Source organism: Pedobacter terrae, from assembly GCF_900100705.1.
In the GTDB taxonomy this organism is placed as follows: domain Bacteria; phylum Bacteroidota; class Bacteroidia; order Sphingobacteriales; family Sphingobacteriaceae; genus Pedobacter; species Pedobacter terrae.
This window is the reverse complement of record NZ_FNCH01000035.1, coordinates 13238-32216: the sequence shown is the minus strand read 5'-3', so window position 1 is coordinate 32216 and position 18979 is coordinate 13238. Positions and strand designations below refer to the sequence as shown.

Genomic DNA, 18979 nt, shown 5'->3' with positions numbered 1-18979 from the left:
TAGGTGTGGTAACTCAAATATAACAGCACAAAGGGTAGCTTTTATCGCTACCCTTTTTTTATAAGCAAAAAATATTTTCTCCGGACAACAGTGAATTTATTTCAGCATCTTTTAGCCGGAAAGACCCTGAAATAAATTCAGGGTGACGTATTTCGCGATCTTATCCAAACATATAAAGTTTTTAAGTGCGAAGCCTTCAACGAGACTGTTAAAATGAGCGCAAATAAACAAAAAAAAGCAGCTACAAATGAATGCAGCTGCTTGGTAATCTATTTATAGATCCGTTTATTGTTGCGGACCTTGCTGTGGGAAAAACACGGATAAGCGACCTTCAAGGTTGTTGAAGATTTTCTGCAGTTTGTCGCTCAACTTATTCTGACCTGCGGCTTTGCTGGTTTTAATCATTCGGTCCAGATAGTATAAGCCGGTTTGGATGTTCTGCGATCCGGTTAATCCTTTTGATTGTGAAATATCAGCCAGATAGTTCAATTCCTTGTTAATGTAATCGCCGGATTTTTCTAAAATATCATTGGCTCTGGCGGTTTCACCTAATTTATATAGGTTTTCAGCCATATAGAACTTTACGACAACTGTACGGATGCCGAAGAATCTATCAGGCATTACTGCATAATATTTATCCACGACTTTTTTGGCCTCATCAATTTTACCTTCTTTAATTAAGCTGTTGGTTAAGCTACTGAAGAGATTGGTGAAGATAAACGTATCATCAGATGATTGCGGATCTAAATATTTAGCTGTTTTCATATTTCCCCACTTAAACTTAGTCATCACATTATTATATAAAACAGGCGTGTTCAATTGCTCTGGTCTATCCTCAGATGCGGTTGTATCAGCTTTAAGCGGCATTAAGCGCAAGGCTAAACCTTCACTATATAAATATTTATCCAAGCCGTTATATTGCTCAGAAGGAACAGTCGAAGCAAAATAAATAGGGCGTTTCCAGTTGTTATGTGCCAGGATATCGAACATGGCCAAAGTTCCTTTGGTAACATAACCTTTATTAAATTTCCAATCCATTGTGGTGGTAATTTTCGAAGCGTCAGCCGCAGGTACTGTTCCCGTACTAATTACCTGCTGTGGATCTACCGTAATTTTAAGGTTTTTAGTTGGCAGGAAGTTGGATTTTGTTCCATCTTGCATCGGCACTTTATCGCTTTCATCGTTTGATAACAATAAATCAACTACGTTTTTAAGCTCAACACTACCTGCAATTTTATAATCATCATATGGCATCACATCCCTTTCGCCCTGTACATATTGTTCAGGTTTCATGGTAATTGGCAATGGGGCAGATTCATTTTGTTTTTGTCTTAAGCCGTTAATGTACCAATCTGTATCAAATAAACTTAAGTTTACAATACGAACATCAGGACGCACATTTTCTACTTCCTGGATATACCAAAGTGGGTAGGTATCATTATCACCATAGGTAAATAAGATGGCATTCGGTGCGCAGGACTGTAAGTAATCCAAGGCAATATCATGTGGAACCAGTTTGGTAGAACGGTCATGATCATCCCATCCCTGCTCGGCCATAATTACCGGCGCGGCCAATAAACCAATTACTGTGGCACCAATAGCCCCGGCGGTTGGGGTTAATTTTTTAAACAGCCACTCTTTAATGCCCAAGGCCCCCAGTCCAATCCATATGGCAAAGGCATAGAAAGATCCTACATAAGCATAATCCCTTTCGCGCGGCTCTAAAGGCTTTTGATTTAAATATAATACAATTGCGATACCTGTAAAAAAGAACAACAAAGCCACTACACCAGCATCTTTCTGGTTGCGCTTAAAGTGCCAAAGTGCGCCGATTATTCCCATAATCAACGGTAAAAAGAAGAAACGGTTGTAAGCTTTATTATCAACAGTTGATGGCGGCAAATGACTTTGATCTCCACGTAACCAGCTATCAAAAGGCTTAATACCGCTAATCCATTCGCCTTCAAATCCGCTGCCCTGGCCTTGCTCATCGTTCTGGCGACCAACAAAATTCCAGAAAAAATAACGCATATACATGTAACCGATCTGGTAGCTGGCCAAAAAGCCAACATTATCAACTACGTTCGGGTGCTTGCTATCATCTAAGTGCATCCACTCTTTATAAAAACTGGCATGTCTAGAGTCATCACTATACATACGAGGTAATAAAGTGTTGTTGTTATATTCGTAATCGGTTTTCTTGCCTGCTACTTCATATTTATCTTTACCTTTTCTCCAGATGGTTTTGCCCTCTGTTACACCTGTTCTTTCAGAGTTATAGTTCGGTCCGTAGGCGAGTGGTCTATCGCCATATTGCTCACGGTTAAGGTAACTTAAGAAAGAGAAAGCATCTTTAGGTGCACTGTTATTTAAATTTGGATCTGCCTTTGCCCTGATGATGATCATCGAGAAAGAGGCATAACCGAAAATGATTAAAACAGTTGAGATTAAACCTAAGTTTAATAGTTTCTTTTGATGTTTGATCGAATAACGGATTGCCCAAACCAGTGCGCCGATCAATAAAATAGCGAAGAATAAGACACCCGTTCCGAAGCCCATACCCAATGTGTTCACAAAAAACAGATCGAAATAAGCACCAAACGAAACCAGGTATTGGATAATACCATACTGGATTACTGCCAAGATTAAGATACCAACTATAAGTGTTTTGATAATTCCAGATGTGGTTGCTTTATCGGTTCTTTTAAAATAGTAAACAAAAGCAAGAGCTGGTATAGTTAATAGGTTTAGTAAGTGGATACCAATTGATAAACCCATAATATAAGCAATAAACAGTAACCAACGGTCTGCCCTAGGTTCATCAGCATGTGCTTCCCATTTAAGAATGGCCCAGAATACAATGGCCGTGAACAGTGATGACTGTGCATAAACCTCAGATTCTACTGCCGAAAACCAAAAACTATCAGAGAAAGTATAAGCCAGCGCACCAACGGCACCTGCACCCATAATACTGATCAATTTACCTGTAGTTAATTCTTCACCAGCTTTTAATATTGTTTTTTTAGCCAATGCGGTAATGGTCCAAAATAAGAATAAGATGGTGGCCCCGCTCGAAACAGCCGAACCTACGTTCATCCAGTAAGCAATTTTCGTTAAGTCTCCGGCTGCAAAAATAGAGAAGAAACGTTGGATCATTAAGAATAAAGGCGCACCAGGCTGGTGAACAACCTGCATTCTAAATGCCGATGCGATAAATTCACCACAGTCCCAAAAACTGGCAGAAGGCTCTAAGGTTAAAACGTAAGTTAGTGTAGCAATTAAAAAGCAGATCCAGCCTACTATATTATTAACTTTTGAATAATTCATTGGTTTGTTTAATGATATTAAAAAATGTTTTCACATAAAAATGCTGCCGAAATTAACTATTCTAGTCGATAAAACAGGTAAATTTTTGCATTGATTTAACAATTTTTAACCGCTTAAGGGCTTTAACATAAAGGATTTTAATTTATTGGAAAGCAAAAACCCATAGGCAGAAAGATTAAACCTGCCTATGGGTTAAATTTAGAATGTTTTTTGTCTATCCTGCAGCAAATGGAGTAAACCTTACAATCAGGCCATTATATTGTTTTTCGAGGTTTTTGCTCAGGCTTTCCTGTTTAAATGCCTCGGTTATTTTTACCATTTGCCCCAAATAACCCAGGTAGAAACGTACATTCTGTTCTGATGATAGCTGGTTTTTACTCTCCGAAACATCAGCCAGGTGAGTGAGTTCCTTGCCTATGTAATCGGCCGTTGTTTTGATCATGGCATTTGCGCGGTTTAAATCATTTAGCCGATATAGGTTTTCGGTAAAATAATAGGTGCTCATTACCTGGCGCATACTGTAAAATTTAGCCGGAATCACTTCAAAGTACTTGTTGGCCACTTTTTTGCTCTCGGCAATTTTTCCCTCATTAATTAGCCCGGTTAATAAGCCATTAAACATATTCGATAACATGGTTACATCATCAGCAGATTGCCTGTCTAAATGGTTGGCGTATTTCATGTTGCCGAAACTATACACATTCATCAGGTTGTTGTACATCGGTTTCAGGTTTACGCGATCAAAATCCTGTGTAATGGCAGTGTCGGGTTTTAAGGGGAGCAGCCTTTTGTTTAAACCTTCAGAATAGAGGTACTGATTGAGTCCTAAATATTGCTCGTTCGGCATGGCACCGCTAAAGTAAATTGGCCTTTTCCAGTTATTGTGTGTTAAAATATCAAATAATGCCAAAGTACCTTTGGTTACAAAATTCGAATTATAAATCCATTCCATACTGCCTGCAATTTTACCGGCATCTTCTTTTGGTACGGTTCCCGTATCTAATACTTGCTGCGGATTTACCGCCAGTTTAAGGTTTTTGGTGGGTAGTGCATTGTATTTAGAGCCATCCGTCATGGTTACTTTGTCTTCGTCGTGATCGGATAACAATACGTCTAAAATTTCCTGTAATTCAATATGCTGCGCTATTTTATAATCCTGATAATACATGATATCTCTCGTACCTTCCACATATTGCTCGTGTTTTAGGGTGATAGGGAGGGGAGCAGATTCATTTTGTTTTTTTCGCATCCCGTCAATATACCAATCAGCTGTAAATAAGCTTAAATTCACCACACGCACATCCGGACGGATATTTTCTACTTCTTGTGCATACCAAACCGGGTAGGTGTCATTATCTCCATAGGTAAACAAGATGGCATTAGGCGCGCAGGATTTTAGGTAATTGACAGACATATCTCTCGCTACATGGCTATCAGAACGATCGTGGTCGCCCCAGCCCTGGTTGGCCATAATGATCGGAGCGCCAAACAAGCCTATAGCGGTAGCCAAAATACTGGCACGCAAAGGTGTTAATTTCTGAAATACCCAGTCCTTTAACCCAAATACCCCTAAACCGATCCAGATGGCAAAAGCATAAAACGAGCCTACGTAGGCATAATCCCTTTCGCGCGGCTCAATGGGAACAGAGTTTAGATAGACAACTATGGCTACCCCGGTGAATAAAAAAAGCAAACCGATAATGCCGGCATCTTTTTGGTTACGCTTAAAATGCCAAAGGGCACCAATTAAACCAATAATTAAAGGTAAAAAGAAAAATCTGTTGTAGGCTTTATTCTCTACGATGGATGGTGGAAGGTTTTTTTGATTACCAAGCCTGATGGCATCCAATGGTTTAATGCCGCTTAGCCAATTGCCGTCTTTTCCACCAAACTGTCCATCCTCATTATCCTGTCTGCCTACAAAATTCCACATAAAATAACGCATGTACATTTGCCCGGTCTGAAAAGAAAACATGTATTTTAAGTTATCCAGCAGGGTAGGCTTATGTTCATCATCAAAACCCATATAATTTTTGTAAAAATTAATATGTTCTGGTTTATCACTGTACATCCGTGGCAGTAAAGTTTTATCTGCAAAAATATATTCCGATTTTGTGCCTGCAGGTTCATATTGTTTATCGCCTTTTCGGATAATCTTGCCCGTTTCTTTAATGCCGATTTTTTCCGAATTGTAGTTCTCTCCATAAAGCAGCGGCCTGTCGCCGTATTGATCGCGACCAACATACCTTGAAAAAGAAAATACATTATCTACATTATAGTTGTTTAAATTAGGTTTAGCCTGTGCCCTGATAATCAGGAGCGCAAAAGAACTGTATCCAAAAAGTAGCAGAACGGTAAATAACATGACCAGATTTAAAACCCTTTTATTTTTAAGCATAGAATAGCGGATGCCATAAACGAGGCTGCCGATAAGGAGCACTGCAAAAAACAATATACCCGTTCCGAAGCTTAAACCCATAGTATTGACAAAAAAGTAATCGAAGCTTGCGGCAAAAGATATCACATATTGAATGATGCCAAACTGAACCACTGCCAGCACAGCAATTGAAACAAAAAATACCTTTAAAATACTTTGCCAATTAGGCGATGGATTCTTCTTAAAATAATAAACAAATATTAATGCAGGGATGGTTAGCAGGTTTAAGATGTGTACGCCGATAGAAATCCCCATAATGTATGCTACAAAAAGTAACCAACGGTCTGATTTTGGTTCGTCAGCCTGCGATTCCCATTTTAATATGCCCCAGAACACGATTGCTGTACAAAGCGACGACATGGCGTAAACTTCAGCCTCTACCGCTGAAAACCAAAAGCTATCAGAAAAAGCATAGGCCAAAGCCCCTACCAAACCGGCGCCCATAATTCCGATGATTTTTTGATTGGTGATTTCCTCGCCTTTTTTAATTACTGTTTTCTTGGCTAGTGCAGTAATGGTCCAGAACAAAAAGAGGATCGTACCGGCACTGGCAAGTGCAGAAGATATATTAACGAAATAGGCTACCTTGGTTTTATCGCCTAAAGCGAGTGCCGAAAATAATCTTTGGATCATAGAAACTATTGGAGCACCAGGCTGGTGAACCACTTCCATTCGGAAGGCAGAAGAAATGAATTCGCCACAATCCCAGAAACTTACAGACTGATCTAAAGTTAAGATGTACGTGAGTGCGGCAATAATAAAACAGAGCCAGCCTCCAATGGTGTTGATCCTTGAGTAATTCATAGTTTAATTTTAGTCTTTGATAATAAATGATTTAAGTGGTTCGCAGTAAAAAAAGTCGTATAAAAAAAGAAAATGTTGCACGCTATATCATGATTTTTTTATCTTTGCATCGCAAACAGGAACAGCAGGAAAGAAATTAAAAATATTTTAAAATCACTCTTGCATATTTAAAATAAGGTTCCTACATTTGCATTCCCTTTCGAGGAGAATATCCTTGAGAAAGCTTGTCCGATAGTATAAGGGTAGTACAACGGTTTTTGGTACCGTTTGTCTTGGTTCGAATCCAGGTCGGACAACTAAAATTTAATAACGGATCATGTTTTAAATAGACATGATCCGATTTTTTTTAACCGTAACTACACGAACCCATGCCATTGCAGTTTAACCCGGTAAAGCTTTTTTCCGGAACAGGTTCTAAAGGATTATCACTTAAGATTGCCGAACATTACGGCAAGCCACTTGGTAGCGTAACCATTCACAAATTCAGTGATGGCGAGTTTCAACCTTCCTTTGATGAGTCAATCCGTGGTAGTGATGTTTTTCTAATCCAGTCTACTTATCAGCCCAGCGATAATTTAATGGAACTTTTGCTTATGGTTGATGCTGCTAAAAGAGCGTCGGCACATTATATTACAGCAGTTGTTCCTTATTATGGTTTAGCCCGTCAGGATAGAAAAGATAAGCCACGTGTAGCAATCGGTGCCAAATTGGTGGCCAACTTATTAAAATCAGCAGGTATTCACCGTATCATGACGATGGATTTACATGCAGCACAGATACAAGGTTTCTTTGATATTCCGGTTGATCACTTAGATGGATCGGTCATCTTTGTGCCTTATATCAAAAGCTTAGGCCTAAAAAACTTAACTATTGCGTCACCAGATATGGGTGGTTCATACAGGGCACGTACTTTTGCCAAGTTTTTTAATGCCGAGGTCATTATTTGCGATAAACGCCGTAAACGTGCCAACGAAATCGAATCTATGTCGATTATTGGTGATGTAACCGGACAGGACGTGGTATTGATCGATGATATTTGTGATACTGCCGGAACCTTGTCAAAAGCTGCGGCTTTGATTATGGAAAATGGTGCTGCAAGTGTTAGAGCCGTTTGTACACATGCTGTATTATCCGGCAAGGCAGTTGAAACGGTAGAGAATTCGGTACTAACTGAATTGATCGTTACAGATACGATACCGTTGAAACAGGAAAGTCCGAAAATTCGGGTGCTAAGTACGGCCAGTTTATTTGCAAGGGCAATTGCCAATGTAAACGAACACGGCTCAATTAGTGATCTGTTTAGAGTATAATGAGGTTAATCGTATAAATTGGTTAATCGGTTAATTGTAGATTTGCCGTCAGTTAACCAATTACAATAATTAACCACTTAAACAAAAAGAGCGTTTAATTAATGTGGATGGTGAACGGTTAAAGGCGTAAGGCTTTTACTTGATACCCGATACTTACTACTAATAAATAAATATAAATAAAATGAAAACAATCGCAATTAGCGGTTCTCCAAGAGAGAACGTAGGGAAACGCGATGCCAAGGAACTTCGTTACGAAGGTAAAGTTCCGGCGGTATTGTATGGTGGAAAAGAGCAACAACACTTTGCAGTAGTTATTGCTGACTTAAGAGATGTTATTTATACCCCGGATGTAAACTTTGTGGAGATTGATGTAAATGGTGTTAAAACCAAAGCTATCGTAAAAGATACTCAATATCACCCACTTACCGACGTATTATTACATATCGATTTTCTTCAGTTATTTGACGATAAAGAAATCGTTATGGAGATCCCGGTTAAATTAACAGGAACTTCTCCAGGTGTTAAAATGGGGGGTAAATTAATCCAAAAATTACGTAAACTACGTGTTAAAGCGTTACCAGCTAACATGCCACAAAACGTAGAAGTAAGCTTAGAGAAATTAGAAGTAGGTAGTTTATTCCGTGTTCGTGACCTTCAAGGTGAAAAATACGTAATCACCAACACTCCTGAAGATACTATCGTTTCTGTTGCAATGTCTAGAGCATTAAAACAAGCAGAAACTGAAGCTGCTAAAGGTAAAAAATAGTACAAGGATTTCACAGATTAATGTGATTTCACAAATTTAAAAGCGGTAAGGATAAATTCTTTACCGCTTTTTTTATATAAAGTTAATTCCGCAACAGGCTTATTGTTACCCACTCAATCTTCATTAAGAAGCTGTTGAGATGAATGGCTAAATTCGTGATATAGACGTCCGACTTCAGACTTCTGACTTCGGACTTTTTTCTATCTTTGCCAAATGAAATATCTTATAGTTGGCTTAGGGAATATCGGACCGGAATATGCACACACCAGGCATAATATTGGCTTTGATATCGCTGATGAACTGGTTAAAGGTTTAGGCGGCAGCTTCGATAATATCCGCTTGGCTTATTATGCTGAGGTAAGTTTTAAAGGCAAAAAATTGCATGTCATTAAACCAACCACTTTTATGAACCTGAGCGGTAAAGCCGTAAACTATTGGATGAAAGAGTTAAAAATAGCACCAGAAAATGTGTTGGTGATTGTTGATGACCTTGCATTGCCTTTAGGCAAATTACGACTTAAACTGCAAGGTTCAAGCGCTGGCCACAATGGCCTAAAAAGCATCGAAGAAGTTTGTGGTGGACAAAATTATGCGCGCCTTCGCTTTGGCATCGGAAACGATTACCCAAAAGGCAGGCAGGTTGATTTTGTATTGGGTTTGTTTGATAAAAATGAACAGTTAGAACTTCCTGCATTAATTGATAAAAGTGTAGAGTTGATTAAAAGTTTTGTTACCGTTGGACCTGCCCACACCATGACCGCTTTTAATAAATAGATGGTTAATTGTCTACCTTCATGCTGTCGATCCTGAGCGCAGCGAAGGATCTTTTATAATTTAAATCTGTAAAAAAATGAGTGTGGTCAAGAGTGCTTGAAGAGCAATTGCAGCAGCTCTTTTAATGTTTGTTCCTGCTTTTCATTACAAGTCCTCGCTGCGCTGCGGGCTTTCCATTTCAATCAGGTCTAAAACGCAGTGTCTATACTGCTATTGATGGTAGAATTGCATAGTTTTATAAATATCTCTTCAATACTTCAGGGGGTTGATGACAATATATATACCTCATTTCGACCGCAGTGGAGAAATCTTTTAACATCGTTTAAAGATTTATTGCAATTCCAGTTCAAAAATTTCTCCCCGCCTGTACGGGCAGGCCTGCCCGTACAGGCGGGCGTTTCGCTGCGCTTCAGTCGAAATGACGGAGATTTTTTAAATCTGTCATGATATTCTACCAAAGATCTTTTATTAGCCAGAAGTATATGACATAAGAAATATAAGAATATTTAAGCTCATGTGTCCTTTAATGCCTTATATGGTAAATAAATAGGTACACCATGCAGCCAAAATAGCAACACTGTTATTGCCACCTAAACCCGATCGCAGTGGTTCCGATGCTTATCGATAAATTACCATACCTGATCAATCTGCATCGGAAGGAACGTAGAGCGGGATTGCAGCAACCTAAAAGCATCTGCACCTGATTTCCAAAGAAAAGAAAGAAATAAGTTTTTATACTGTTTGGTGACTCACCAAACATGAAATGATGGATGGTACTCCTATAAATCTCCATTTCACTGCACTACAGCCGACATGACGAAAAGCACTAAACAAAAAAAAAGACCATCTTTCGATGATCTTTCCTGTAAATATATTTTAGTAGTCTTATTTAACTTTTTCCTGCGCTCTTGCAATGTAAGCATCAATTAATTGTGCTTCGGCACTCTCCGGATATTGCGTTTTTACTTTAGTATAAGCATCAACAGCACCTTTAAAATCATTTTGACTTTCGTTAACCAATCCAAGTTTTTTTAAGAACATTGGTGAAGTAAATTTACTGGCTTTATCCGCTGCTTTTTTGTAATAGGTTGCAGCTTGTTTATAGTCTTTCAATTCGCTGTAAGCATCACCTAATAAACCCAAAGCCAATGGATCTGCAACAGGGCTGCCAGTAGCACTATATTTGCTTAAAGCCTCTATAGCTTGTTTGTATTCACCTTTGCGTAAATAAATGCCACCTAAATAAAGGTTAGCTAAGTTTGCAGATTTGGTGTTATCATATTCTTTAGCAATCTGCTCAAAGCCTGGGTAACCACCTTCACCTTTAACTGCTCTGTTCGATAATGAATCTACTCCAACAAATTGTTCTGCTTTGTACATTTTGCTGGCGGCTTCTTCAGCACGACCTTTTAAATACACGCCTTGATACCAAAGATATATTAAAACTAATAAAACTACAGCACCTGCGATAAACAGTAAGCTCTTATTATTCTCTTGTAAAAATGAACCTTTTTTAGTTGGTTGAATTGTCTGGTTATCTGTTGTAGACATGTTTGTTTAAAAAATTTAAGATTGCAAAAATACATTTTTCAATCAAAGTATCAACCTTTATTTTGAAGTATTTAATTAAACATTAGTTAATTAGGCGTTCAGATCGTAAAATCGTCACGATCATTAGCGTAACAAGCTAATGAGTGTATTAAACCAGGTTTGGTTATCGCTAAAAATTCCGGTGTGGTTAATAACCAGGTATACGGTCTGACTTTCAGAGTTGCTCACAATAGATCTGATTCTGATCGGCTGCCAGAATGCACCAAAGTTTTTGGCTGATGAAGCCGGGAATAAATCGTCGAAACCCATATAAACCTCCTCTATGTGGGTTAACGGAAGTTCCAATTGTTCATCTCCGGTAATAAAGATGCCATTAGAAGCTAATAAGATGTTGCCCTCGTGATTGTGAACGGGCTTTAAAAACGAGAATATATCAGCGATTTTTTTAATCCAGCTCGAATTTTTATCGTTGTTCAGTTCATGATCATAAGACCATAGAACATTTCCTTCTAACATTTTTTGTGCAACCATTGATTCCTCCTTGCGATGAAAGTACAGTTTTTTTAAATGTAATTAACGTTTATTTTAAACAATGGGTTTTAAGAAGTTAAAAAACGGTAAATTTGTGACATATTTATGTGGTTAAAAAATATTACCCTTCTAAATTTCAAGAATTATATAGATGCAGATCTCCACTTCTCGGAAACTGTTAATGTGTTTACAGGTAATAATGGCGCCGGAAAAACGAATATGTTGGATGCGATTCACTACCTCTGCCTGTGTAAAAGTTACTTTAACCCCATAGATAGCCAGCAGATCAAAACCAATGAAGAGGTTTTTATGATCCAGGGCGATTTTGACCGTAATGATAAAAACGAAAAAATCTCTTGTGGTGTAAAGCGAAACCAAAAAAAGCAATTTAAACGCAATAAGAAAGAATATGAGAAACTGGCCGATCATATTGGCCTCTTTCCGGTAGTAATGGTGTCGCCCTACGATGTAAACCTGATTATGGAAGGGAGTGAGGAGCGGAGAAAGTTTATCGATAATGTGATTTCGCAGACCGATGCCCATTACCTGGATCAATTGATTACCTATAACCGTATTCTGCTAAACCGGAATGCTTTGCTAAAACAGATTGCCATTACCAGAAAGTACGACCCTACGCTGCTCGAAATTTTGGATGAACAATTGGTTATAGCCGGTAATAAAATATTCGCTATCCGCAAGGCTTTTATGGATGAGTTTATTCCACTGTTTAACCAATATTATACATACATTACCGAAAACAGAGAGCTTGTAGAGCTGAATTACCAATCGCAGCTGAATGATGCTACTTTTGAAGATTTGTTAAAAAAATCAGTTGAAAAGGACCGTATATTGGAGCGGACTACTACTGGTATCCATAAAGATGAACTGGCTTTTATCATCAGTGGGATGCCTTTAAAAAAGTTTGGCTCGCAAGGACAGCAAAAGTCTTTTTTAATTGCCTTAAAAATTGCCCAATATGCTTATCTTGCTAAAAATAAAGGATTTAAGCCTTTGCTTTTGTTAGATGATATTTTTGACAAGCTGGATGATAACCGCGTTCAAAAACTAATGCAAATGGTTTCTCACCATGATTTTGGGCAGATATTTATCACAGATACAGGAAAGCAAAGAGTAAAATCAATTTTTGAAAAAATAGAAGTTGATGTAACTTTGTTTGAAGTAGATAACGGAACGATACAAAATGCGTAAACCCAATGATGTTACGGTTAAAGATGCCATCAGCAAAATGCTGGATGTCTATCGCTTGCGACGTAAGTTTGATGAAACTTCAATCTTATCGATCTGGCCAGAAATAATGGGTACCGCAATTGCCAACCGCACCAAACAAATTTATATACATGATAAGAAGTTGTTTTTGAGGATAGAATCTTCTGTCATCAAAAATGAACTGATCATGGTGCGGCAGGGAATCATTCAGAAATTAAATGAGCATGCCGGTAGCGAGGTGATTACTGAAATGGTGTTTTTGTAAAACACAATAAAAGGGCAAAAGCTAATTTTTTGCCCTTTATATTTTAATAGGATAATCATCCCGACTAAGGACTATAGACTTTGGACTTAAGATTAAACTAACTCCTGCCTCCGCCAAATATTTTGGATAAAATCCAGATCACCAGCGCAACCACTACAACCACTACAATTACGCCTACCCAAACGCCGGCTTTAAATATACCTTCTACCAGTTCACAACTGCTTAAGGTGGTGCATAAAAATGCAATCAGTACTAAAGGGAATGCTCTTTTCATATTCATGTTAATTTGTAATAGCTAACATTGAATATTAAAGAAAGTTTTAATAAATCCCTAGATTCGTCTTGCTGAACTTGTTTCAGCATCTTTATCTAGAGTTAAATGTGGTGTTGGATGTTGCCATCTGATTGATTCGGTAGATTTCTCGACTTCGTTGCACTTCGCTCGAAATGAAGGGCAAAGGATTATTCTAAAAAAAAATCGTCATCTCGACTGGAATGAAGTGGAATGCCCGCCTATGCGGACAGGCGGGGAGAGATCTGCCTGGATAGATTTCTCGACTTCGTTGCGCTCCGCTCGAAATGACGATAGAGCTTTTATTTCCCGTTAACCTTTAACAGTTCTACTTCAAAAATCAAAGTGCTGTAAGGTGGAATATCCTGTCCTGCTCCACGTTCGCCGTAAGCCAGATTGTAAGGGATAAAGAATTTGTATTTGGAACCTGCTGGCATGAGTTGTACGCCTTCAGTCCAGCCCGGAATCACACGGTTCAATGGGAAAGAAATTGGCTCACCTCTGTCGTAAGAGCTGTCAAATTGTTTTCCATTCAATAATGTACCTTTGTAATGTACCAGTACCGAATCTGTAGCTTGTGGTTTAACGCCGGTACCAGCAGTTAAAACTTCGTATTGTAAGCCACTCGCAGTTGTTTGTACACCTGCACGTTTTTTGTTCTGTTCTAAGAAATCTTGTCCTTCTTTCATAATTGGTGCGTATTTAATTTTATTTGCAGCTTCTTCAGCTTTGTTTTTTACTGATGATGCCTTTGCTAATGCTTTTTCGATACATTGTTGAGCCTGTTGTTGGGTTAATACGCCCTTGCTACCGGTAAACGCATCTTTCAGGCCTTTTAACAATACTTCGTAATTTAAGGTAGAAAGGCCCGTTGTTTTTAAACTGGCACCAATTGAAGTACCAAAAGCATAACTGGTTGAATCTAAAGCGGATTTTAAACCAGTGGTTGGAACTGATTTTTTACTGGCTGTAGTCGGTTTTTTGGCAACTGGTTTTTTTGCCGGTGTTTTCGTTTGTGCATAAGATGCAACAGCGATACCAGATAAGCATACCGCTAAGAAAATTCGTTTCATTATTTGTGTTATGTTGTAGTTAATTCCAACGGGTTTAAATGATGGATTATATTTAAGGCCGAAAGATACAAAATAGATAAAACAATAAAACCCCGAAGATTCGGGGTTTTATTGTAAATTTTTTGTGTTGGCAATTAGAAACGTTCGCCTGCTTTGAAGAAGAAGTTACCTTCAATTTCTGCATTTTCATCAGAATCTGAACCATGAACAGCGTTAGCATCGATTGATTTTGCGTATTTCTGACGGATTGTACCTTCCGCAGCTTCAGCCGGGTTAGTCGCACCGATCAATTTTCTGAAATCTTCAATCGCGTTGTCTTTCTCTAAAATAGCCGCAACGATAGGTCCTGAAGACATAAAGCTCACTAAATCTTTATAAAAAGGACGCTCAGCGTGAACTGCATAAAACTGACCTGCAGTTTCCTCTGTAAGTTTAGTATATTTTAATGCAATGATTTTGAAACCAGCATTAGTAATGTCGTTAATGATTGATCCAATATGGCCGTTTGCTACTGCATCAGGCTTAATCATGGTAAAAGTTCTGTTAGTGCTCATTGTGTTTTGATATCAATTTTTCTGCAAAAATACGTTTTAATTGATGAATAACCAATAAGCATATTTTTTCAGAAGAGATTAGGAGGTAAAATACTTTAAAATAGCTTATTAGGCTCGTTTTATAGATAATCCAGCTAATAGTACTATCCATATGCATGACCTCTTTTAAAACTATAATCCTGCTAATCCTAAAATCTTTAAATCCTAATCAAAATTTACTTAGCTTTGCAGCGCAAAAAATATATGCTTACACTACCTGAATTAAAAACATTATTGGCTACGCCACAACGAATTGTGATCACCACGCATCACAAACCCGATGGCGATGCAATGGGATCATCCCTGGGTTTATATGGATATTTAATTCAAAAAGGCCACCATGTAAAAGTAATTACCCCAACCGATTACCCTACTTTTCTGCATTGGATGCCAAATAATAGCGATGTAATTATTTTTACAGAAGCGCAGGAAAAGGCGGCACAATTGGTGGATGATGCCTCGCTCATATTTTGTCTTGATTTTAATACCCTAAGCCGTATTAATGAATTGGGCGAATTGGTTAGGGCTGCAAGTGCCAAAAAGATCATGATTGATCATCACCTTGAACCTGAAGATTTTGACGATTACCGCCATTGGGATATTAATGCCTGTGCTGCTGCACAATTGGTTTATGATTTTATTGTAAATCAGTTACAGGATGGCGAACTGATTAATAAAGATGTAGCTTCTTGCCTGTATACGGGTATAATGACCGATTCGGGATCTTTCCGCTTCTCATCAGCAACAGCTGAAGTATATCGTATTGCCGCAAACCTGATCGATTTAGGGGCAGACCAATCGAAAATCCATGAGTTGGTATATGATAACTCAAGTGAAAACCGGTTGCGATTTTTAGGCTATTGCCTATCTAATAAATTAGAAGTTTTAAGAGATTACAATACAGCCATTATTTCGGTTACCAAAGAAGAATTAGCGCAGTATCACAGCATTACCGGCGATACGGAAGGTGTGGTCAACTACGCCCTTTCCATCAATGGCATTCGCCTGGCCGCATTAATTATAGAACGGACCGATAAAGTTAAATTATCTGTAAGGTCTACAGGCGATTTTCCAGCCAATGAAATCTGTAAGAAATATTTCAATGGGGGTGGCCACAGAAATGCGGCCGGCGGAGCATCAGAAAAACCTTTAGCTGATGTAGTAAACGAATTTAAATCGATATTAGCAGAATATAAAGAACGATTGATAGCTTAGAAACAAGAAATAAAACAATAAAAATTTTAAAAAGTCAAATTAATAAATGAAAAAGGGAATTATTATTCTAGCAGCAGCCACTTTAGGTTTAGCAGCATGTAAACAAGAGAAAAAAGGAGCTGGTGGCTTACTATATACTATTCACCACTCGGCAGGTAACGAAAAAATCAAAGAAGGTGATATCGTTAAAATGAATTTTATTCAGAAAAATGATAAAGATTCAGTTTTATCAAGCACTTTCGATAGCGAAACACCTGCTGTATTTCCTGCACAGAAAAAAATGTATGCTGGCGATATGAACGATGTTTTAACATTGTTTGGAGAAGGTGATAGTGCTACTTTTAAAGTAAACCTGGATACTATGGCATTTCATAGTAAACAACCTAAACCAGAGCAGTTTAAAAATGATAAATACATTACTTTTACGGTAAAAATCGAAAAAGTGGTGAAAAAGAAAGCTGGCGAAGCTGACTCTACGTTTAACAAAAGAGCTCAGGAGTTTTTCCAGGCTGATTATAAAGCGAGTTCTGAAAAAAAGAAAGCTGCTGAACCGGGCAAATTAAAAGCTTATTTAGAAGATACTAAGCTGGCTACAAAAACTACGGCAAGCGGTTTACATTACGTAATCGAAAATCCAGGAAGTGCAGAAAAACCAGCATTAGGCGATACTGTATTAATTGATTATACTGGTAGAGTAACGAAAAAAGGCAAAGATGGTAAATACAAAATCTTCGATACAAGTGATGAGAAACTGGCTAAAGCAGAAAACGAATTTAAACCAGGTAAACCTTACGGACCTCAAAAAATGCCAGTTGGCGGTACAATTCCAGGATTTACTGAAGCTTTACAGTTAATTGGTAAAGGTGGTAAAATTAAAGTGATTATCCCTTCTAATTTAGGTTATGGCGAGCAAGGTGCACCACAAGTTGGTATCATGCCTTTCAGTCCAATTGCTTTTGATCTGGAAATTAAAGATATCATCAAAGGAAAACCAGCAACTTCAGCTCCGGTAACGGCTGCTCCAGTTAAAAAATAATTTTTAAAACATATTTTAAATCCTGCTTCACTTAATAAGCAGGATTTTTTTTGCCTATTTTTTTGACGTTGAAGCGAGAAATAAAACTTTGCAAAGATTCGTAAAAACTTATTATAGCCTATCTTTGTCTGATCAGATGAAATGGCCTGCTCTCCAAAAACCAATTGTAGGCTAATTTTTAATTAAAATATTAAATGAAAAAAGGAATAATTATTCTCTTGGCAGCAGCATTAGGCCTGTCTGCCTGTAACAAGTTCGAAAAGGGTGAAGGAGATATGACTTACAAGATCTATAAAAGTGAAGGTAAGCCAAAAATTCAGGAAGGCGACTACGTAAAGTTAAACGGCGTTCAAACTGTAGAAACCAATAACAATCCAGATTCGGTAATGGTAAATACTTATGATAATGAGCGTCCTGCGTTCTTTGCCATTAGCAAATCGATGTTTAAAGGTGATTTGGCCTCTGGATTAAAATTGCTTGGAGAAGGAGATAGCGCCGTTTTTAAATTGAACCTGGATTCGATGGAGAAATATTCAGGTCAGCCGAAACCTAAAGGATTAAAATCGAACATTGCTTCCTTTACCATTAAAATTGAGAAGGTTTTACACAAAGGAAAAGATGCTGACTCTATTTTTGAAGCAAAGAAAAGACTTTTTTTCGAGGCTGAATACAAAGCCTTGAACGAGAAAAACAAAACGGTAGAGCCTGCCAAAATAGCTAAGTACGTTGAAGCGAACAATCTAAAAGTAACTACTGCACCATCTGGCTTGCAGTATGTAATTTATGCGCCGGGCAATTCAGAAAGAGCAACTTTAACAGATACGGTATTAATGGACTATACCGGTCAGTTTACCAATAAAAAATCGAATGGAGCTTTAAATGTTTTTGATACCTCAAATGCCAAAATTGCAAAAGAAGCCGGAATTTTCTCTGAAAATGTACAATATGTACCCAGAAGCTTGCCATTAGGTCAATTGCCACAAGGTGTGATCCAGGGTATTCAAATGATTGGGGTTGGTGGTAAGATTAAAATGATTTTGCCCTCGAAATTGGGTTTTGGCGAAAATGGTGGCGGACCAATTAATCCATTTACACCATTGGTATTTGATGTAGAGCTAAAAGGTATTATCAAGCCAAATACAGCCGCGCCATTGGCGAAGTAAACGCATTAGACCTCGTATGCCTGAAAACTTGCGGGGTTATTTAAAGAGGTCAAGTTTTTAAAACCTGACCTCTTTTTTTGTGGATTAAGGAGAACATTCAAGGAATATTTCCAAAACCAGATTAATGCTGCGAGGTCTTTAATCTAAATCCAATCTTTAAAAGGCCTGACCGTTAAGTTGGAGTTATAATATCTTTCCTCTTCTGTTACCTCTTTATCTATCCAATCTGGTAAATCAAAAGTCTCTTCTTCGCTTTCCAGTTCAATTTCGGCAACAATCAACCCTGCGTTGTCGCCAGAAAATACATCTACTTCCCAAAGTTTGCCGTTAAACTGAATTTCGTAGCGGGTTTTTGAAAGCTCGGATACTGAGAAGTTATCCAGCAATTCGGTGGCTTCGACAACCGGAATTTCATACTCATATTCTAACCTTGTGGCGCCGATAGTTTGACCTTTTATGGTTAAAAAACCTTTAGTTTCGGTTGCCCTTACGCGGATCGTTTTATCTTTATCGCTAAGTAAATAACCCTGCCTTAACAGTTTTCCTTCCGGCTTAGTCAGGTTATCCCACTTTTGCTGATCGATTAAAAACTTGCGCTCTATTTCTTTCCCCATT

The 18979-nt window shown here is 38.1% G+C and carries 16 protein-coding genes; 8 read left to right on the top strand and 8 right to left on the bottom strand.

The annotated features are described in order from the left end of the window. Positions 1-285 precede the first annotated feature (285 nt). Positions 286-3327: a glycosyltransferase family 117 protein gene (locus BLR60_RS23980; protein ID WP_090504933.1), complete on the bottom strand. Its 3042-nt coding sequence runs from the start codon at positions 3325-3327 to the stop codon at positions 286-288. A gap of 214 nt (positions 3328-3541) precedes the next feature. After that, a complete protein-coding gene (locus BLR60_RS23975; protein WP_090504930.1) occupies positions 3542-6568 on the bottom strand; it encodes a DUF2723 domain-containing protein in 3027 nt (1008 codons plus the stop codon). Between the two features lie 368 nt (positions 6569-6936). Between BLR60_RS23975 and BLR60_RS23965 the strand changes: the two genes are divergently transcribed. The 3 genes from BLR60_RS23965 to pth all read left to right on the top strand — a co-directional run bounded on the left by BLR60_RS23965 (position 6937) and on the right by pth (position 9418). Continuing rightward, a complete protein-coding gene (locus BLR60_RS23965; protein ID WP_090504927.1) occupies positions 6937-7878 on the top strand; it encodes a ribose-phosphate pyrophosphokinase in 942 nt (313 codons plus the stop codon). Between the two features lie 181 nt (positions 7879-8059). Then, positions 8060-8644, top strand: a complete 585-nt coding sequence (locus tag BLR60_RS23960) for a 50S ribosomal protein L25/general stress protein Ctc (RefSeq protein WP_090504924.1) — start codon at positions 8060-8062, stop codon at positions 8642-8644. Between the two features lie 213 nt (positions 8645-8857). Beyond that, positions 8858-9418 (top strand): aminoacyl-tRNA hydrolase, encoded by a 561-nt coding sequence (pth, locus tag BLR60_RS23955; protein WP_090504922.1) that lies wholly within the window; start codon positions 8858-8860, stop codon positions 9416-9418. Between the two features lie 885 nt (positions 9419-10303). Here the strand turns inward: pth and BLR60_RS23950 are convergent. Then, positions 10304-10969 carry a tetratricopeptide repeat protein gene (locus BLR60_RS23950; RefSeq protein ID WP_090504919.1) on the bottom strand — a complete coding sequence of 222 codons (666 nt, stop codon included), beginning with the start codon at positions 10967-10969 and terminating at the stop codon, positions 10304-10306. Between the two features lie 123 nt (positions 10970-11092). Beyond that, positions 11093-11485 (bottom strand): hypothetical protein, encoded by a 393-nt coding sequence (locus tag BLR60_RS23945; protein ID WP_143009141.1) that lies wholly within the window; start codon positions 11483-11485, stop codon positions 11093-11095. 120 nt (positions 11486-11605) lie between these two features. On the opposite strand from BLR60_RS23945, the gene recF reads away from it, so the two are divergent. Then, on the top strand, positions 11606-12709 hold the full coding sequence (gene recF, locus BLR60_RS23940) for a DNA replication/repair protein RecF (protein WP_090504912.1): 1104 nt from the start codon (positions 11606-11608) through the stop codon (positions 12707-12709). Then, positions 12702-12992 carry a DciA family protein gene (locus BLR60_RS23935; protein ID WP_090504909.1) on the top strand — a complete coding sequence of 97 codons (291 nt, stop codon included), beginning with the start codon at positions 12702-12704 and terminating at the stop codon, positions 12990-12992. The genes recF and BLR60_RS23935 overlap by 8 nt, the downstream gene beginning before the upstream one ends. A 97-nt stretch (positions 12993-13089) precedes the next feature. Here BLR60_RS23935 and BLR60_RS23930 read toward each other — a convergent pair whose 3' ends face one another. The 3 genes from BLR60_RS23930 to BLR60_RS23920 form a co-directional block, all read right to left on the bottom strand. After that, entirely contained in the window at positions 13090-13266 is a 177-nt protein-coding gene (locus tag BLR60_RS23930) for a hypothetical protein (protein WP_244155737.1), read from the bottom strand. A 320-nt stretch (positions 13267-13586) separates the two neighbouring features. Next, on the bottom strand, positions 13587-14357 hold the full coding sequence (locus tag BLR60_RS23925) for a BamJ family beta-barrel-assembly machinery protein (RefSeq protein WP_090504904.1): 771 nt from the start codon (positions 14355-14357) through the stop codon (positions 13587-13589). Positions 14358-14491: 134 nt separating this feature from the next. Beyond that, positions 14492-14911, bottom strand: coding sequence for a nucleoside-diphosphate kinase (locus BLR60_RS23920; RefSeq protein ID WP_090504901.1), 420 nt, complete (start codon positions 14909-14911; stop codon positions 14492-14494). Positions 14912-15154: 243 nt separating this feature from the next. Between BLR60_RS23920 and BLR60_RS23915 the strand changes: the two genes are divergently transcribed. The 3 genes from BLR60_RS23915 (at position 15155) to BLR60_RS23905 (ending at position 18364) form a co-directional block, all read left to right on the top strand. Continuing rightward, positions 15155-16165 carry a DHH family phosphoesterase gene (locus BLR60_RS23915; protein ID WP_090504898.1) on the top strand — a complete coding sequence of 337 codons (1011 nt, stop codon included), beginning with the start codon at positions 15155-15157 and terminating at the stop codon, positions 16163-16165. A 46-nt stretch (positions 16166-16211) separates the two neighbouring features. Then, positions 16212-17201, top strand: a complete 990-nt coding sequence (locus BLR60_RS23910; protein ID WP_090504895.1) for an FKBP-type peptidyl-prolyl cis-trans isomerase — start codon at positions 16212-16214, stop codon at positions 17199-17201. Positions 17202-17395: 194 nt separating this feature from the next. Next, positions 17396-18364: an FKBP-type peptidyl-prolyl cis-trans isomerase gene (locus BLR60_RS23905; protein ID WP_090504892.1), complete on the top strand. Its 969-nt coding sequence runs from the start codon at positions 17396-17398 to the stop codon at positions 18362-18364. 143 nt (positions 18365-18507) lie between these two features. Here the strand turns inward: BLR60_RS23905 and BLR60_RS23900 are convergent, their stop codons facing one another. Then, positions 18508-18978 (bottom strand): CYTH domain-containing protein, encoded by a 471-nt coding sequence (locus tag BLR60_RS23900; protein ID WP_090504889.1) that lies wholly within the window; start codon positions 18976-18978, stop codon positions 18508-18510. Position 18979: the final 1 nt, after the last annotated feature.

What these genes read in the sequence shown, in the direction of transcription:
- BLR60_RS23980 (WP_090504933.1), bottom strand. Translation starts at nt 3,327, where the DNA reads ATGAATTATTCAAAAGTTAATAATATAGTAGGCTGGATCTGCTTTTTA.
- BLR60_RS23975 (WP_090504930.1), bottom strand. Translation starts at nt 6,568, where the DNA reads ATGAATTACTCAAGGATCAACACCATTGGAGGCTGGCTCTGTTTTATT.
- BLR60_RS23965 (WP_090504927.1), top strand. Translation starts at nt 6,937, where the DNA reads ATGCCATTGCAGTTTAACCCGGTAAAGCTTTTTTCCGGAACAGGTTCT.
- BLR60_RS23960 (WP_090504924.1), top strand. Translation starts at nt 8,060, where the DNA reads ATGAAAACAATCGCAATTAGCGGTTCTCCAAGAGAGAACGTAGGGAAA.
- pth (WP_090504922.1), top strand. Translation starts at nt 8,858, where the DNA reads ATGAAATATCTTATAGTTGGCTTAGGGAATATCGGACCGGAATATGCA.
- BLR60_RS23950 (WP_090504919.1), bottom strand. Translation starts at nt 10,969, where the DNA reads ATGTCTACAACAGATAACCAGACAATTCAACCAACTAAAAAAGGTTCA.
- BLR60_RS23945 (WP_143009141.1), bottom strand. Translation starts at nt 11,485, where the DNA reads ATGTTAGAAGGAAATGTTCTATGGTCTTATGATCATGAACTGAACAAC.
- recF (WP_090504912.1), top strand. Translation starts at nt 11,606, where the DNA reads ATGTGGTTAAAAAATATTACCCTTCTAAATTTCAAGAATTATATAGAT.
- BLR60_RS23935 (WP_090504909.1), top strand. Translation starts at nt 12,702, where the DNA reads ATGCGTAAACCCAATGATGTTACGGTTAAAGATGCCATCAGCAAAATG.
- BLR60_RS23930 (WP_244155737.1), bottom strand. Translation starts at nt 13,266, where the DNA reads ATGAAAAGAGCATTCCCTTTAGTACTGATTGCATTTTTATGCACCACC.
- BLR60_RS23925 (WP_090504904.1), bottom strand. Translation starts at nt 14,357, where the DNA reads ATGAAACGAATTTTCTTAGCGGTATGCTTATCTGGTATCGCTGTTGCA.
- BLR60_RS23920 (WP_090504901.1), bottom strand. Translation starts at nt 14,911, where the DNA reads ATGAGCACTAACAGAACTTTTACCATGATTAAGCCTGATGCAGTAGCA.
- BLR60_RS23915 (WP_090504898.1), top strand. Translation starts at nt 15,155, where the DNA reads ATGCTTACACTACCTGAATTAAAAACATTATTGGCTACGCCACAACGA.
- BLR60_RS23910 (WP_090504895.1), top strand. Translation starts at nt 16,212, where the DNA reads ATGAAAAAGGGAATTATTATTCTAGCAGCAGCCACTTTAGGTTTAGCA.
- BLR60_RS23905 (WP_090504892.1), top strand. Translation starts at nt 17,396, where the DNA reads ATGAAAAAAGGAATAATTATTCTCTTGGCAGCAGCATTAGGCCTGTCT.
- BLR60_RS23900 (WP_090504889.1), bottom strand. Translation starts at nt 18,978, where the DNA reads ATGGGGAAAGAAATAGAGCGCAAGTTTTTAATCGATCAGCAAAAGTGG.